This is a genomic window from Paenibacillus sp. EKM212P, assembly GCF_011066115.1.
Classification (GTDB): domain Bacteria; phylum Bacillota; class Bacilli; order Paenibacillales; family Paenibacillaceae; genus Paenibacillus; species Paenibacillus polymyxa_B.
The window spans coordinates 522,717-538,855 of the sequence record NZ_JAAMNR010000001.1 but is presented as its reverse complement, the minus strand read 5'-3'; the positions used below and the strand labels follow the sequence as shown (position 1 = coordinate 538,855).

Genomic DNA, 16,139 nt, shown 5'->3' with positions numbered 1-16,139 from the left:
GAAATGTTCGGCTAGTATAAACTACATATTAACGTAATGTTAAAACCGAAATGCCTTTAATTATTATAGCGCTCATCTCGCGCATTTCAATGATTAAGTAAAGAAAATACAGCACAAATCAGGCCAGAAGAACGAACAGAGAGTTCGTTTCCTGGCCTAGGCTTCATCATATTTAAGGCTGCAACGGCGAAGTATCTTTGCGGCGCGGAGGCAGAGGGCCTAGATACTGATAGTATTGGCATTCGATCCGGCCGTTAAACAACTTCCGGCGTTTGTCTGCTTTACGGCCCCAATAATGCTCAAATTGCTTGGTGGAGCTGATGGCAAAGAAGGACCAAGTCTTCATTTCGGCTGCCGTGCGAGCGAGCGAACGGATCAGCTTTTCCACCTCGGATTGCTCGCTCAGTCTCTCGCCATAAGGTGGGTTTGTAATCATCACACCATATTGTCCTTCGAGTCTGACTTTAGTTACAGGCATCACTTTAAGAGGGATGTCTTTAGCAAAGCCTGCTGCTTTTACAGCTGCCTCAGCAACTTGTATGGCATTTGGGTCGATATCGCTACCTGCAATTTCAAAAGGGATGTCATCGCGGGTCAAATCCATCGCCTCGTCGCGAGCCTGATCCCATAATTCTCTGCCAATGACAGGCCAGTCTTCCGAGTTAAAGGTACGTCTCAGGCCTGGCGCAATGTTCCAGGCTTGCATGGCAGCTTCGACCAACAAAGTACCGGAACCGCAGCATGGGTCATAGAATGGTCGGTCAGGGCTCCAGCGACTAAGCTGAATAAGAGCAGAAGCCATCGTTTCTTTGAGAGGCGCCTCTGTAACGAGCTTACGATAGCCGCGTTTGTGCAGTCCTGGACCTGTCGTATCAAGTGTCAGCAACGCACGATCATTCAATAGAATGACCTCAATGACGTAACGAGGGCCATCTTCAGCAAACCAATCTGTGTGGTAGGTTTCCTTGAGCTTCTCTACAATCGCCTTCTTGACGATTCCCTGACTGGCTGGTACGCTACTAAGCTGTGATTTGTGCGAACGTCCCTCTACGGGAAATTCACCATCTACAGGAATCCAATCCTGCCAAGGCAATGCTTTGGTACCCTCGAACAGCTCGTCGAAGGTAGTTGCAGCAAATTCACCCATTTTTATAAGCACGCGGTCTGATGTGCGAAGCCACAGGTTACACCGGCATATATCCATATAATCTCCGGTAAAAACGACGCGGCCATTTTCAACGGTCAGATCTTCGTACCCGAGTTCTCTGAGTTCCCGGGCCACGACGGCTTCAAGTCCCATTGGCGCAGTTGCAATTAGTTGCAGTTGAGTCATTAAACGTATTCACTCCGTCCCCATAATCATGTAAGCTTGGTTCAATCCCTATAGTATAGGTCATTGTACTCGAAGAGACAAATCATTAAGGTGAAAAATTTACGAAGGACACCACGTCCAACCTACGTTATGATTAAGCAAGAAGGAGAGATGAACCGTGGAAATTACACCAAATATGACGCCTGAACAATATGTAGACCAGCTGGTACAAGAGGATGAAGCACTGCGCAGTATCAGGGAGGCTATCGTTAAAGAAGGTATGCCGGAAGTATCCGTTGCCCATCCTTACGGAAAACTGTTGACCTTTCTAATTGAAGTATCTGGCGCACAGCATGTACTGGAAATCGGCGCATTAGGCGGCTACAGTGGATTATGTCTGGCTCGTGGGCTGGGAGAAAAGGGCCGCATTGTGTCACTGGAGCTGAAAGAAGCGTACGCAGCGCTGGCATATCGACATATGGAAAACAACGGATACGGTGACCGTGTCGAATATCGTATCGGACCCGCAGCGGACAGCTTGAAGGAACTTCAGGAAGAGGGAAGAACTTTCGATTTTTTCTTCATTGATGCAGATAAGGAAAATTACCCAGTGTATCTGGAATATGCGATTGCTCTGGCGAATCCGGGTGCCATTATTGCGGGAGACAACTGTTTCCTTCGCGGACGGACGCTGAATACGGATAAGAACGGCCCTGCCGTCCAGGCCGTGAGACGTTTTAATGAAACGATAGCAACAGATCCACGGCTGGTCAGCACGCTTTTGCCAGCTTATGATGGATTGGCGCTAGCTCGAGTTAAATAGCATGCATTCCATATGTATAGCTATGAAAAAAAGAACCTCCTTGTCCACGGCAGCGTGAACAAGGAGGTTCTTGTCTGTTAAGGCAAGCTTGTCTTACCCTAAGATTTTCTTACCTGAAATCAGGCGCAGCCTTACGATCAAAGAGCTTCATGCGTACCCAGAATATGTTGACGATTAACAGGACGCCTGACATGATAAACAGTCCTTCGATGCCGATAAAACCGGATAGTACCCCGCCAATGACAGCACCCAGCATATTGCCGAGCGCCAGCGAACTGGTATTGAAGCCGAAAGAACGGCTTTCCATTCCTTCCGGTGTATACGTGCGAATCAGCGCATTTACGCTTGGCAGCAGACCGCCCATAAATACACCCATGAAAAAACGGATAATGACAAGTTGCCATACTTCATTGACAAAAGCCTGCGGAATAAGCATAACCGCCGTTCCAAGCAGTGCAATGGTCAAGATCTTGTGTGCTCCTATCTTGTCACTCAGTCTTCCAAGGAGCGGTGCAGCAACCATATTGGATACACCTGTAATAGCCGTAACAAACCCGGCAATCAGCGCAATTCCTTCTGCCGATCCATACAGCTTTTGCACATACAACGGCAGCAGAGACACCGTACTGATCATGGCAAACTGGAGCAAAAACGTTACGGTGAACAAAGCCGGAAGCTGGGGCGTATGGCTTAACTCCTTTAATCCGGCAAGAACCGAAATTTGTGGTATGCGTGCAGCTTCCGTTTTGCTGAAATTTTCTTTAACCAGAAACATTGCGATAAGCGAGGCTATAAAAATTAGAGTGCCTGTAATATAAAAGATCGGTCTGAATCCGACCCAGTCAGCCAAAAATCCGCCTAGCAGAGGGCCGAGAATCGTGCCAGCCATCTGACCGGATTGCATAATTCCCATAGCGAATCCGGTTCGCTCTTTGGGAGTGGTACCCGACACTAAGGAAATCGATGCCGGATTGAAACCCGAAATCGTACCGTTCAGCAGGCGAAGCGCCAGCAGTTGCCACGGGTGGGTGACCAAACCCATACATCCGATGACCAAAGCCATACCAAAGCCTGAGCGAAGCAGCATGACTTTACGTCCATATCGGTCAGCCAGCTTCCCCCACAAAGGCTGGAACATAAATGAGGTCAAAAAGTTAGCGGCAAAAATAACTCCGGCCCATAGACCAATATCGTGCTCTCCCTTCACATGAAGGTCCTGAGCCAGATACAGGGCGAGGAACGGAGTAATCATCGTAATACCCGCATTGACCAGAAACTGACCGAACCAAAGCACAATGAGATTGATTTTCCATGTCTCCCACGTTTTCAATGTGCTTTCACTTCCTTTCTGCCCATTCTCATCCTGTTGTAAATCCTACTTATCAAAGCATAACTTCTCCCGAGCTTTAAAAAAGCCATTTCTCTAGTATAGCACACTTCATTGAAACTTTATCCAAATGTCATGGGTTTGTCATGGTTTGTTCGAGAGCTGCGGTTGTTACGACTCTTGAAAAAGGGCATAATAAAATATAGTATTTATGATTCGAACTGGAGGCTGAAGTCATGACCTACAATGATACTTTTATCCGCGCTTGCCGCAAGCAAGCTGTGGATCATATTCCCGTATGGTACATGCGGCAGGCCGGAAGGTATGACCCTGAGTATCGCAAAATTAAAGAAAAATACACGTTGCTTGAAATATGCCGCCAGCCCGAGCTGGCCGCAGAAGTGACTTTAATGCCCGTGCGCAAGCTTGGGGTAGACGCTGCAATTTTATATTCTGATATTATGAATCCGGTAGCCTCGCTAGGGGTTGATTTTGATATTGTCAAAAATATTGGTCCGGTTATTGATAATCCGATCCGGTCAGCTGCAGACGTAGACAAGTTGCGTCCGATTGATGTGGAACGCGATTTGGGTCATATTTTGGAAACGATTCGTATTTTGGACCGTGAACTGAACGTGCCATTAATTACATTCGCTGGAGCGCCTTTTACCATTGCAAGCTATTTAATAGAAGGAAGACCCTCCAAAGGATATATTCGCACCAAAGCGATGATGTATGGAGAGCCTGAGTTGTGGCATCGCCTGATGGATAAGCTAGGGGACATGGTTATTACATACGTGCGAGCTCATATCGCTAATGGCGGTAAGGCTTTTCAATTGTTTGATAGCTGGGTAGGTGCGCTTTCGCCTTATGATTTTCAAACTTTTGTGCTGCCGACTATCACACGTATTTTCCATGAATTATCTGATCTGGATGTACCTAAAATTTATTTCCCGGGCGTAAGCTCTGGTGAATTGCTTCCACACTTGAATGGGTTAAAAGCCGATGTGATTGGACTGGACTGGCGGGTAAGTATACCTGAAGGACGTCGTCGCTTGGGCAACGGTTTTGGTGTACAGGGAAATCTAGATCCTTATGTGCTTACTGCGCCAATCGATGTTATCAAGCAGTATGCGAAAACCATTGTAGATGAAGGCATCTTGGAGCCGGGTTACATTTTCAATCTCGGTCACGGTTTATTTCCTGAAGCCTCGCTAGATAAGCTAAGAGAGCTTACTAATTATGTGCATGAGTATTCCCGTTCGGTTTTGTCAAAAAATTAATACATTAGAAATGTTAAGAGGTGGTCTACTAATGAAAACCAAAGTGGGTGTACTGGTCATGTCCTACGGGACGCCGGAGAGTCTGGATCAGGTGGAAGCCTATTATACACATATTCGTCGTGGTAATGCTCCTTCGCCGGAGCAATTAAAGGAATTAAAGGATCGTTATGAAGCTATTGTGGGCGGTGTGTTTCCGCTGCGTCAGAATACGGATCGGCAGGTTCAAAACCTGCAGGAAACCTTAAATCGGGAAAATCGCAACCCGGACATTGAATTTGTCTGTTATCAGGGACTCAAACATGCCAAACCGTTTATTGAGGACGGTGTGGAAGCCATGGTGCAAGATGGCATCCGTGCAGCGGTAGGTGTCGTGCTGGCTCCGCATTATTCCGTTATGAGTGTAGGCACTTATATTAAGCGCGCACAGGCTAAGGCACAGGAACTGGATCTGGCCATATCATTTGTGGAGAGCTATTATCTTCATCCTAAGTTGATTAAGACGCTGACTGAGCGTGTGAACGCCAAACTGGCGCTTTTTGAAGAAGCTGGAGCCAAGCGGGATGAGGTTCGTGTTCTGTTTAGTGCGCACAGCTTGCCTGAACGGATTTTGGCTATCGGTGATCCCTATGTGGAGCAATTAATGGCTACTTCGCAGGCTGTTGCGGACAAGGCGGGAATTACCAACTGGCAGTTTACGTGGCAAAGTGCCGGTCGTACAGCAGAACCATGGCTGGGGCCAGACATTTTGGATACCATGCACAGTCTTAAGGAAGAGCAAGTGGAGTATGTGCTGGCTGCGCCAGTTGGCTTTGTTTCTGATCACTTAGAGGTGTTATACGATCTGGATATTGAAGCACAGGCGTTGGCGAAGGAATTGGATATGCGTTTTCAGCGTATTGATTCACTCAACAGTGATCCACTGTATATGGAGACGCTTAGTGATGTCATCATAGACCAATGGAAAAAGGGATGAGGGCATAATGGAGCAAAAGTTACGTAATATTGTAATTGTAGGCGGAGGCTTGACCGGGCTTAGCACTGCTTTTTATACACGAAAAATGTACAAAGAAGCTGGCTACACACCTCGAATCACGCTGGTGGAGAAAGCTTCCGTGCTGGGCGGGAAGATTGAAACGCTGCATAAAGATGGTTTTGTAATTGAAAAGGGACCAGATTCTTTTCTGGCCCGTAAAACGGCCATGATAGACCTAGCAAAAGAGCTGGAGCTGGATCATGAGCTAGTGAGCACAAATCCTGAGGCTAAAAAGACATACATTTTGCATGAAGGACAGCTTCATCCGATGCCTCCTGGCCTGGTGCTGGGGATTCCAACGGAGCTGAAACCCTTTTTGCGCAGTGGATTGATCTCTTTAGGCGGGAAAATGCGGGCTATGATGGATTTTGTCCTTCCGCCTCGCCGTGTACCGGGAGATGAGGCGTTGGGTGATTTTATTGAACGCCGACTGGGCAAAGAAGTGCTAGAGAATGTAACCGAGCCACTGTTGGCGGGGATTTATGCTGCCAACATGAAGACGCTAAGTTTGCAGGCGACCTTCCCACAATTTGCTGAGGTAGAGCAGCAATACGGAAGTCTCATTCACGGGATGATGACAGGTCGAAAACCAGCTGAAACACATACGGGTACGAAAAAAAGCGTCTTTCTGACCTTCCGTCAAGGCTTGCAAAGTTTGGTGCATGCGTTGCTGAATGATTTGTACGACTGTGATTTACGCACCGGAATTGCTGTTACAGAATTCACAAAGACAACGGAAAGTGAAGACAGCCCATATCGAGTTATGCTGGACAATGGAGAGACGCTGGAGGCAGATGATATTTTTGTAACGACTCCCAACTTTGCTGCTGCGCCGCTATTGCGAGATCATGTCAATGTGGCTGCACTGGAAGCCGTTAATTACGTCTCCGTAGCAAACGTGGTCATGGCCTTCGATAAAACAGATATTGAGAATGTCTTTGACGGTTCTGGTTTTCTGGTACCTCGCAAAGAAGGACGCAGCGTGACCGCTTGTACATGGACGTCTGCCAAGTGGCTACATACTAGCCCGGATGATAAGGTGTTGTTGCGCTGTTATGTAGGGCGAGCAGGGGCTGAAGACACTGTAGAGTTACCGGATGATGAGTTGATTGCACTGGTACGTAAGGATTTGAAAGATATGATGGGAGTTACAGCAACTCCGCTGTTCACGGAAATTACACGTCTTCGCAATTCCATGCCTCAATATCCGGTAGGGCACCCGCAGGCTATAGCTGATTTGCGGGAAGAGTTACGCACTGCCATGCCAGGAGTGTATGTTTTGGGCGCTGGCTATGATGCGATTGGTTTACCGGATTGCATCCGTCAGGCTAAGGAATGGGCCTCCCATGCCGTCCAAACGACACAGCAGGAAGCGGTCAAGGTACAGGTGTAAATGTTCAATGATGAACCCTTCGCGATCCAGGCGAGGGGTTCTATTTATATTGAAATTTGATATATAATGGAGAAGGTGTAAATTCGCCAGCTAATAAAGAAGTTATGCAAATGCAATAGCATAGAAGGAGTGAAGAATGTACCCTCCCAGATCACAGCGAAATGAAGGTCGCAAGAAAGCAAGAAAACCAAAAATAGGCAAGGCTTGGATCTTTACGAATCTGGTACTACTGCTTATGATCGTAGGTCTTTTCGGTTATTATTACATACTTGAACACGACAACAGTGGCTCTCTTGCGGAAAATGGCGGGTATTCGCAAACGGAGAAGAAAATCCAAACGGGATCTGCTAGTGAAGAGAGGTCTACTCCCTCGGTCAGTGAAAATGATACAGCCTTGTCAAATAAACAGCTGGACGAAGGCCCCCATGCAGATAAGCAATTTGCTGACAATGAAACGAAGCAATCTGCTGCTTCAGACACAAGCCATCGTCCCGCGACAACGTCTGACACAAATGCTCCCGAAGGCAGCTCTTCAGGAGCAAAATTATCCTCGGGGAAAGACGGGCAGGCAGGGAACGATATGTCCAAGGATGTATACGACGGTAATCCATCCGCCGATAAGGGAGGAACGGAGGATGTAAAAAAATCAAAAACAGACGATGCAGATTCTCCGACAGTCACGCTTCACTTTGTAGGGGATGTGCAATTTTCCGGTAAAGTTGAGCAGCGATTGGAGCAGAATGGGTTTGATTTTCCATATCAATATCTCGGAAACTTGTTTCATAAAGACGATCTGACGATGGCCAATCTGGAAACGCCCGTGACAACGAATGGTGTGGGTGCGTTAAATAAAACGTATGTGTATAAATCTTCGCCCAAGGCGTTAACTGCGTTGGCTGCGGCAGGGATAGACGCAGTCAATTTGGCCAACAATCACATTTTGGATCAGGGCACAGGCGGATTACTGGATACACTGAAATATCTGGATGAAAAAGGTATTGCCCATGCTGGAGCCGGACGTAATGCAAAAGAAGCGTATGCGCCACATTATTTTGAACGTAAAGGGATCAAAATTGCGTTGTTGGGGGCTACACGTGTCATGCCTGAAGCCAACTGGAATGCGGGCGCCAAACTGCCTGGTGTAGCAGGAGCCTATGATTCGACCGCTATCGTAAAGTCCATCCGTGAGGCACGAATGCAGGCTGATCTGGTGATCGTCATTGCCCATTGGGGGAAGGAGCGCGCTACTGCACTTGAGCCTCATCAAACCGAGTTATCGCACGCTTTTATTGATGCTGGAGCTGATCTTGTCATTGGCGGTCATCCACATGTGCTTCAAGGGATGGAACAATATAAAGGTAAATGGATTGCATACAGCACAGGCAATTTTATTTTTTCTAAATCAACGGTGCCGGCCACTTGGGATACAGCGATATTTCAGGCAACCTGTACCCGAAAAGGGGCTTGCGAAATGAAACTGACCCCTTACCGGGCGGAGCTAGGTCAACCGATCCCATTGAAGGATACGGAGGCCAGCAAAATTTTGCAGAGAGTGGCGGCACTGTCACCGGGAAATGTCTCGATAGGGACGGATGGTACAGTAAGCGCTCAATAGAAGTTCGAAAAGAAATTTTTTATATGGGAATTGACGGAACGATCGTATGAGGAACTCCTTTGTGGATGGAGGTCATAACAAGATGAATCATTTGTGCGTGGCTCACCGCGGTTTTTCGGGGATTGCTCCCGAGAACACGATGGCTGCCTTTCAGCTTGCGTTGGAGCAGCCGTTTGTACACTGGGTTGAGCTGGATGTACAGCTGTCAAAGGACGGTGTTCCGGTGGTAATTCATGATTTTACGCTGGAGCGAACGACGAATGGTACAGGGCGAGTAAAGGATTCGGACTGGAAAGCATTGCAACAACTTGATGCTGGTAGCTGGAAAAGTGCAGAATACCGTGGAGAAAAGATCCCCTCCCTCGCACAGGTACTGGATTTATGTCGTGGCCGCGTATCGCTCAATATTGAGATTAAAACAGCGGGAGATATGTATCCAGGACTGGAGAAAGCCGTACTCCGTGAAATTGTGGTGAGAGGGATGCAGGGAGAGGTGGTATTAACTTCTTTTGAGCGTGCCGCATTACGCCGGGCTAAGGAGCTGTCTCCTGAGATCCGTACCGGATTGATTATCGATGCGCGTCCAGATGATTTGGCAATGCAACTGGAGCAGCTACAATGCACTTTTTTATCCATGGGCTATCCGCGTTTGGATCGAAACCTGATGAAAGATCTCACCGGACGCGGTATTACTGTTATGGCGTGGACGGTGGATGACCGCCGCATAATGCGGAGATTGTCCTCATTGCATCCTGAATTGATGATTTGCACCAATTGGCCGGATCGCTGGGAGCAGGTTTTTTTGCTTTCCAAGCACCGAATATGGCACTATATACGTAAACTTATTCGTTAATCAATTGAACTACATACGCGGGAAGGGTGACGGATCGTGATGAACGTGGATATTCGTAATGTTTACTGTGTCGGACGCAATTATAAGCTGCATGCGGAGGAGCTGGGTAATGAGGTTCCCGCAGAACCGATGATATTTTTGAAGCCGTCTCATGCAGTCGTGCCGCTGGATGGCGCCACGCTGGAGCTTCCTCAGGGGCAAGGAGATATTCATTTTGAGACTGAGCTGGTTGTGGCTGTAGGACGTAAATACGAACCAGGCATGTCCGCAGATACATGTCTGAACGCATTTGCGTTCGGCATTGATTTTACCCTGCGTGATGTACAAAGTGTTCTCAAGAAAAAAGGCCATCCATGGACCGCCGCCAAAGGCTTCAAATCGTCTGCTCCCGTGACACCATTCCTGCCTTTAGAAAAATTGGACATGCTGGAGCAGCAGGATTTTTCCTTGCTCAAAAATGGACAGGAAGTGCAACGTGGACATGTTAAGAATATGATTTTTTCTATCCAGCATATCGTTGAATATATAGCGACTCATTATGGGCTGGGTGAGGGTGATATTATTTTCACAGGTACTCCGGCAGGTGTTGGGCCTACAACAAGCGGGGATCGCTTTGAACTCTTCTGGGGGAGTGATCGTCAGGGAAGCTTCACCATCGCATAAATTTGTGAACGGCATCTATGAAGAGGATTAAAAAGGGAATGTTCTTGGTGGTTGGGAAGTAAAGAGCGATTCCCGTCTATAAGCATCGTGAAGGCCGTGTCCTGTGCCAAAGCATGGGACACGGCTTTTATATAAGCGTAGAGCGTTGTACAATAATATAGAGAACGAAAAAGAAAAACGGAGATTCATTTCAAAAGCGGAGGTATATCATGGACTGGATCATCGGATTGCTTTGTGCTGCTGTGGTGGCCGGAGCTGCATTTTATAAAAAATCCTTAACCTTATCTGGCTTTGCCGCGGCTGTACTGATGGGAACTGTATATTATGGGGCGGGTAACCTGTTCTGGTTCGGCACATTGCTCTTGTTCTTTATCACGTCGACCCTTCTGTCGAGGTTCAAAAAGGAGCGCAAGGCTGAACTGGAAAAATCGTATGCCAAAACCGGAAACCGGGATGCAGGCCAAGTATGGGCCAATGGTGGATTAGGTATGCTGTTATGCCTGTGTTATGCGATATGGCCCCATGTTACGTGGCAGCTGGCTTTTGTCGGTGTCATGGCTACGGTCACATCCGATACGTGGGCAACGGAATTTGGCAGCCTGAGTCGTAGGCCACCCCGTTCGGTGCTTAACGGGAAGGTGCTAGCACCCGGAACCTCAGGAGGAGTCTCTGTATTGGGAACGGCTGCGGCCTTGGCTGGGGGTGTACTGATCGGCATAGGTGCATGGGGCTTTGGACACGTCATAGGAACCCCGAGCTTGCCGTTATGGCTGTGGGCACTGGTTGGAGGTATATCCGGTAGCGCCGGGGCCTTTGCTGATTCCTATCTAGGTGCTACAGTGCAAATGATGCGTTCCTGCACGGTTTGCGGACGAGAAGTAGAAGTAGACTCACATTGTGGACAAACGACGGTCTATGTACGAGGCTGGCGTTGGATGAGCAATGATCGGGTGAATAGTATTAGTTCTATTTTCGGAGGATTGGTCGCTCTTGCAGGTATTTTTTTTATACTCTGAACACAGGGTTGGAGATCGTTACAAGGAATTAACTGTTATAAGAATTGACCGTGTTCAATCCTTGTATAAGGAGGTGCTAAGATGGGCGATATCCACGGAGATAAATATGAAGCTATTTTGGACGCAGCTTACGCCGTCTTTGGCACCAAAGGCTTCTATGAAAGCAAAATTTCCGAGATTGCAGAACAAGCGGGAGTTGCCAAAGGCACAGTATACTTGTACTTTAAAAGCAAAGAGCAGCTATTTACAGCAGTCACACGTAGAGATTGTGAGCAATACCTAGCCGAAATGCAAGGTGCATTAATTAATCGTACTTTGGGAGAAGGACTGCTGCGGATGGCGAATTTGCATCTGCACTACTATTACAAGCGTAAGCAGCATACTAAATTATTTTTTATGACCCCCAACAGTGATCCCGATCTAATGGAGTTTATGCGGGGATTTATTCAGGACTATACTGATTTGGTCAAAAATAAACTGTCGTCAGAGGGTGTACAGCAGTCTGAGTTTCATGCGAAGGCATTCATTGGTATGTTGGAACGCCTAAAAATGGATATTTTATTGAATCAAGATTTCCGCGAATGTGACGTGGATCAGACGGCTGAATTAGTGGCGAACTTATTTATGCATGGCTGTAAAGCCGGAATAGAAAAATCCTGACACATCTTGTTGCTAAAAAACCGTACTGACTTCGTTCAGGTAACGGTTTTTTTAATCATTGGCTGTGTCTGTGTTAAAATAAACAGGATGCATCACAAAATTGGGGAAGAGTAGGGAATCCGTATGAATATTATGACCGTTGAACATATAACGAAAAGCTATGGCGAGAAAATGTTGTTCGAGGATGCTTCCTTTGGTATGGATGAACGTGACAAAATAGGGGTCGTCGGTGTAAATGGCACCGGTAAATCAACGTTTTTACGGGTAATTTCCGGATTAGAGCCGCCAGATGATGGCAATATTGCAGTGAACAACGATGTGCGAATTCAGTATCTAGCACAAAATCCGGAGTTTGATCCCGAAATGAAGGTACTCCAGCATATTTTTCATGGCAACCAGCCTGAGATGAAAGCGGTCCGTGAATATACGGAAACCATGGAGTCGTTGGAGTTAAACCCGGGTAGCGAGGAGCTTCAAAACCATCTATTGCGAGCAAGTCAGCAAATGGATACGTTCCAGGCATGGCAGCTCGAGAGTGAGGCCAAAAATATACTTACCCGACTGGGGATCACCCAGTTTGAGTCTCGTATGGGCGTTCTATCCGGCGGACAGCGCAAGCGGGTGGCTTTGGCAGCGGCTTTGATCCAACCCTGCGAGTTGCTCATTCTAGACGAGCCTACAAACCATATTGATAATGAGTCGGTTGAATGGTTGGAGCAATATTTGCAAAAAAGACGTGGTGCGTTGTTAATGATCACGCATGATCGCTATTTTCTGGATAGAGTTGCAAATGTCATGTTGGAGCTGGATCATGGCCGCCTTTTCCGTTATGAGGCTAACTATACCCGTTTTCTGGAGCTGAAGGCAGAACGTGAGGAGCGGGAAGCGTCTACGGAACAAAAAAGGAAGAACCTGCTGCGTAATGAACTGGCATGGATTCGCCGTGGAGCAAAGGCTCGTTCCACCAAGCAGAAAGCGCGTATTGACCGATATGAGCAGCTTAGGGATCAGCAACCGGAAGCTCGTTCTGGATCTGTAGATATGTCCGTCGCCTCCACACGTCTGGGTAAAAAGATATTGGAGATCGAGCATCTGTCCAAATCGGTAGATTCTCGTAAGCTGATACAGGATTTGAGCTACATTGCGGTTCCTGGTGATCGTGTTGGTATCCTAGGTCCTAACGGTAGTGGGAAATCCACTCTGCTCCAAATGATTGCGCAGCATATAGAACCGGATTCCGGCAACGTTGTGCTGGGACCGACGGTGAAGCTTGGCTATTTTACTCAGGAACATCAGGAAATGAACGAATCATTACGTGTCATTGAATATATTAAGGAAGAAGCCGAAGTGATTCGTACAGCAGACGGTTCGACGATTACAGCTGCACAAATGCTGGAACGTTTCCTGTTCGCACCAAGCGCGCAATGGACGGTTATTTCCAGGCTGTCTGGAGGCGAAAAACGGCGCTTGTATCTGCTTCGTGTTCTGATGTCGGCACCGAATGTGCTATTGCTGGATGAACCAACAAATGATCTGGATATTCAGACCCTTTCCGTTTTGGAAGATTATCTGGATGAATTCCCAGGCGTGGTTTTTATTGTTTCTCATGATCGCTATTTCCTGGATCGGACAGTGGACAAAATACTGGCGTTTGAAGGGGATGGACAGGTACGAGTACATGTAGGGGACTATAGCGAGTATGCAGAATGGATCAGTAAAAATGCTCAATCTTCTGTGAATACGTCTGTCTCGACGAGTACGGCTTCCTCGAATCGCTCTTCCGCGCCTAAGTCTGCGGGTCCTTCTGATTCAGTCAAGGAGACAAGTAAAACCAAGCTCAAATTCACCTTCAAGGAACAGCGGGAATATGAGCAAATTGATGAGCTGATTGAACAAGCCGAACAGAAGTTGGCCGACATTCAGCGACAGATGGAAGAGTCTTTCAGTGATTCAGCACGACTACAGGAGCTCATGGCTGAGCAAGTGAAGGCCGAACAGCATCTGGAGCACCAAATGGAACGCTGGACCTACCTGAATGAGCTGGCCGAGCAGATTGAACAAAGTAAATCTTAAAAATACAGAAGCAAGTCACCATTCAGAGTGGAGGCTTGCTTTTTTTATCGAATTATTAATATGTTTTTCATATTAAAAGTGCGTGAATTATATATTTCTAATATTAAATTACGGTGGGTATAATGGATTGCATATGGGAGGGAGGAATTGAAAATGGAATATCGTAAACTTGGAAAAAGTGGATTAATGGTAAGTGAGATCGCATTGGGAAACTGGATTACCCACGGTGCTCAAGTGGATGATACTATAGCGCAAGCCTGTGTAAACGCTGCACTAGACTCAGGGATTACCACGTTTGATACTGCTGATGTGTATTCGGATACCATGGCGGAAACGGTTTTAGGTCATTCTTTAAAGGGAATACGCCGTGAAAGTATTGAATTATGTACTAAGGTTTTTCATCCCACAGGTACCGGACAGAATGATAAAGGGCTGTCTCGCAAACATATCATGGAGGCCTGTCATGCTTCTCTTCGACGCCTGCAAACGGATTATATTGATGTATATTATGCACACCGTTTTGATCCAACCGTATCGCTTGAAGAAACTTTTTTGGCCTTATCCGACTTGGTGCGGCAAGGGAAGGTTTTGTATGTAGGAGTAAGCGAGTGGACAGCAGAGCAGATAAAGCAAGGAGCCGTTCTGGCTAAGGAATTAAAGGTCCCTTTCGTGGCAAGTCAGCCCCAATATTCCATGCTGTGGCGTGTCATTGAATCTGAAGTGATTCCCGCTTGTGAGCAGGAAGGGATTGGGCAGGTGGTTTGGTCACCTCTGGCACAAGGTATTCTTTCTGGTAAATATGCAGCAGACAAGCCGTTACCCGAGGGATCAAGAGCTTCTACGACAGCAGGGTCATCATTTTTCGAACGTTTGGCTGGACAATGGTTAGGTAAAGAAGTCCTTTTGGCAGTAAAGAAAATTCAGCCGATTGCAGAAGAATGCGGACTGACGCTACCCCAGCTTGCAGTCGCATGGGTTTTACAAAACCCGCAAGTGTCCTCAGCTATTATCGGTGCTTCCAAGCCCGAGCAGGTTAAAGAGAACGTAAAAGCGGCGGGTGTCCGTCTAGATGAGCAGGTCATGAGACAATTGGATAGCATTTTAAATGGTATTGTTGAACATGATCCGAGAAAAACAGGTTAAGATATACGATCAAGGAGATTTACATGTCTAACTCCTCGTTACAAGCTGTTTCTTCAACCACTTCCAGAAAATGAGTCAGAACAGTTTCGTGTGTACCTGTTTTCCATGCAGCATAAAGTGGGATGGACGGAGACTCTTCTTGAAAGGAACGAAATACGACATCACTGCGTTGAAAGACAGAAACGGAAGAGGGGACAATGGAGATACCTATACCGGCCGCTACCAAGTTAACGATCGTATACATTTGAACGGCTTCCTGTACGATTTGAGGCTGAAATCCGTGTTGTCCGCAAAAGTCCAGTATGAGGTTATGAAAAGAAGCTCCCATATGAGGCGGAGACAGGATAAAAGATTCGTCCGCTAAAGAACGTAAAGACAAGGTTGAATGGTGGGCTAACGGATGTGTTTGAGGAAGAACGGCCATGAGTGATTCGTTGGTGTAAAGACGAGAATTGATATGTATAGATGGATCTGCACAGCGCAGGAAGCCCACGTGAACTTTGCCATCGTGTATAGCTTTCAGTTGTTGGACAGATGTCATTTCAAATAACGTAAGCTTCACATCTGGAAAACGCTCTCGGAATTTCTTCAAGGCATTAACCATCAGACTGCCAGAGGCTGAATCTACAAAAGCGATGGATAATTGTCTGAATTTCCCCTGACTTGCAAGCTGTGTGATCTTGATGGATCTTTCCAATTGAGCAACCACGTTTCTGGATTCTTCTAAAAATATCGCTCCTGCTGATGTAAGTCGAACTTGCCTCTTGGTTCGTTCCAAAAGCTTCACGCCAAGTTCTTCTTCAAGGCTTTGAATTTGTTGGCTCAAGGGAGGTTGGGTAATATTCAGTTTTTTCGCAGCACGGTTAAAATGCAGTTCTTCCGCTACTGCGATAAAGTAACGTAGTTTTTTCAGATCCATAGCTGTGATTTCCTTTCACTAAGCCT

Annotated in this window: 14 protein-coding genes; 11 read left to right on the top strand and 3 right to left on the bottom strand. The window is 46.9% G+C overall.

Annotated features, from left to right (window positions below; translation table 11 throughout):
• Positions 1–172: 172 nt before the first annotated feature.
• Positions 173–1,333 (bottom strand): THUMP domain-containing class I SAM-dependent RNA methyltransferase, encoded by a 1,161-nt coding sequence (locus G9G54_RS02525; RefSeq protein ID WP_023987994.1) that lies wholly within the window; start codon positions 1,331–1,333, stop codon positions 173–175.
• Positions 1,334–1,490: 157 nt separating this feature from the next.
• Here G9G54_RS02525 and G9G54_RS02520 point away from each other — a divergent pair, with 157 nt between their 5' ends.
• Positions 1,491–2,135, top strand: a complete 645-nt coding sequence (locus tag G9G54_RS02520; protein WP_185156268.1) for an O-methyltransferase — start codon at positions 1,491–1,493, stop codon at positions 2,133–2,135.
• A 109-nt stretch (positions 2,136–2,244) separates the two neighbouring features.
• Here G9G54_RS02520 and G9G54_RS02515 read toward each other — a convergent pair whose 3' ends face one another.
• On the bottom strand, positions 2,245–3,465 hold the full coding sequence (locus G9G54_RS02515; RefSeq protein WP_061828619.1) for an MFS transporter: 1,221 nt from the start codon (positions 3,463–3,465) through the stop codon (positions 2,245–2,247).
• A gap of 233 nt (positions 3,466–3,698) precedes the next feature.
• Between G9G54_RS02515 and hemE the strand changes: the two genes are divergently transcribed.
• The 10 genes from hemE (at position 3,699) to G9G54_RS02465 (ending at position 15,194) form a co-directional block, all read left to right on the top strand.
• Positions 3,699–4,745: a uroporphyrinogen decarboxylase gene (gene hemE, locus G9G54_RS02510; RefSeq protein ID WP_061828618.1), complete on the top strand. Its 1,047-nt coding sequence runs from the start codon at positions 3,699–3,701 to the stop codon at positions 4,743–4,745.
• A gap of 31 nt (positions 4,746–4,776) precedes the next feature.
• Positions 4,777–5,718, top strand: a complete 942-nt coding sequence (gene hemH, locus G9G54_RS02505) for a ferrochelatase (protein WP_165175864.1) — start codon at positions 4,777–4,779, stop codon at positions 5,716–5,718.
• A 7-nt stretch (positions 5,719–5,725) separates the two neighbouring features.
• Positions 5,726–7,171 (top strand): protoporphyrinogen oxidase, encoded by a 1,446-nt coding sequence (hemG, locus tag G9G54_RS02500; protein WP_165175862.1) that lies wholly within the window; start codon positions 5,726–5,728, stop codon positions 7,169–7,171.
• Between the two features lie 136 nt (positions 7,172–7,307).
• Positions 7,308–8,786 (top strand): CapA family protein, encoded by a 1,479-nt coding sequence (locus G9G54_RS02495; protein ID WP_165175860.1) that lies wholly within the window; start codon positions 7,308–7,310, stop codon positions 8,784–8,786.
• A gap of 82 nt (positions 8,787–8,868) precedes the next feature.
• A complete protein-coding gene (locus G9G54_RS02490) occupies positions 8,869–9,639 on the top strand; it encodes a glycerophosphodiester phosphodiesterase (protein WP_165175859.1) in 771 nt (256 codons plus the stop codon).
• Positions 9,640–9,678: 39 nt separating this feature from the next.
• The gene (locus G9G54_RS02485) at positions 9,679–10,302 is read left to right on the top strand and encodes a fumarylacetoacetate hydrolase family protein (protein WP_165176715.1); all 624 of its coding nucleotides are present in this window, start codon (positions 9,679–9,681) and stop codon (positions 10,300–10,302) included.
• Between the two features lie 209 nt (positions 10,303–10,511).
• Positions 10,512–11,318 (top strand): DUF92 domain-containing protein, encoded by an 807-nt coding sequence (locus G9G54_RS02480; protein ID WP_165175857.1) that lies wholly within the window; start codon positions 10,512–10,514, stop codon positions 11,316–11,318.
• An 81-nt stretch (positions 11,319–11,399) separates the two neighbouring features.
• Entirely contained in the window at positions 11,400–11,978 is a 579-nt protein-coding gene (locus G9G54_RS02475) for a TetR/AcrR family transcriptional regulator (protein WP_165175856.1), read from the top strand.
• A 123-nt stretch (positions 11,979–12,101) separates the two neighbouring features.
• Complete coding sequence (locus G9G54_RS02470) at positions 12,102–14,051, top strand: ABC-F family ATP-binding cassette domain-containing protein (RefSeq protein WP_165175854.1); 1,950 nt, start codon at positions 12,102–12,104, stop codon at positions 14,049–14,051.
• A gap of 153 nt (positions 14,052–14,204) precedes the next feature.
• Positions 14,205–15,194 (top strand): aldo/keto reductase family protein, encoded by a 990-nt coding sequence (locus G9G54_RS02465; protein ID WP_165175853.1) that lies wholly within the window; start codon positions 14,205–14,207, stop codon positions 15,192–15,194.
• Positions 15,195–15,213: 19 nt separating this feature from the next.
• Here G9G54_RS02465 and G9G54_RS02460 read toward each other — a convergent pair whose 3' ends face one another.
• The gene (locus G9G54_RS02460) at positions 15,214–16,113 is read right to left on the bottom strand and encodes a LysR substrate-binding domain-containing protein (RefSeq protein ID WP_165175851.1); all 900 of its coding nucleotides are present in this window, start codon (positions 16,111–16,113) and stop codon (positions 15,214–15,216) included.
• Between the last annotated feature and the right edge of the window lie 26 nt (positions 16,114–16,139).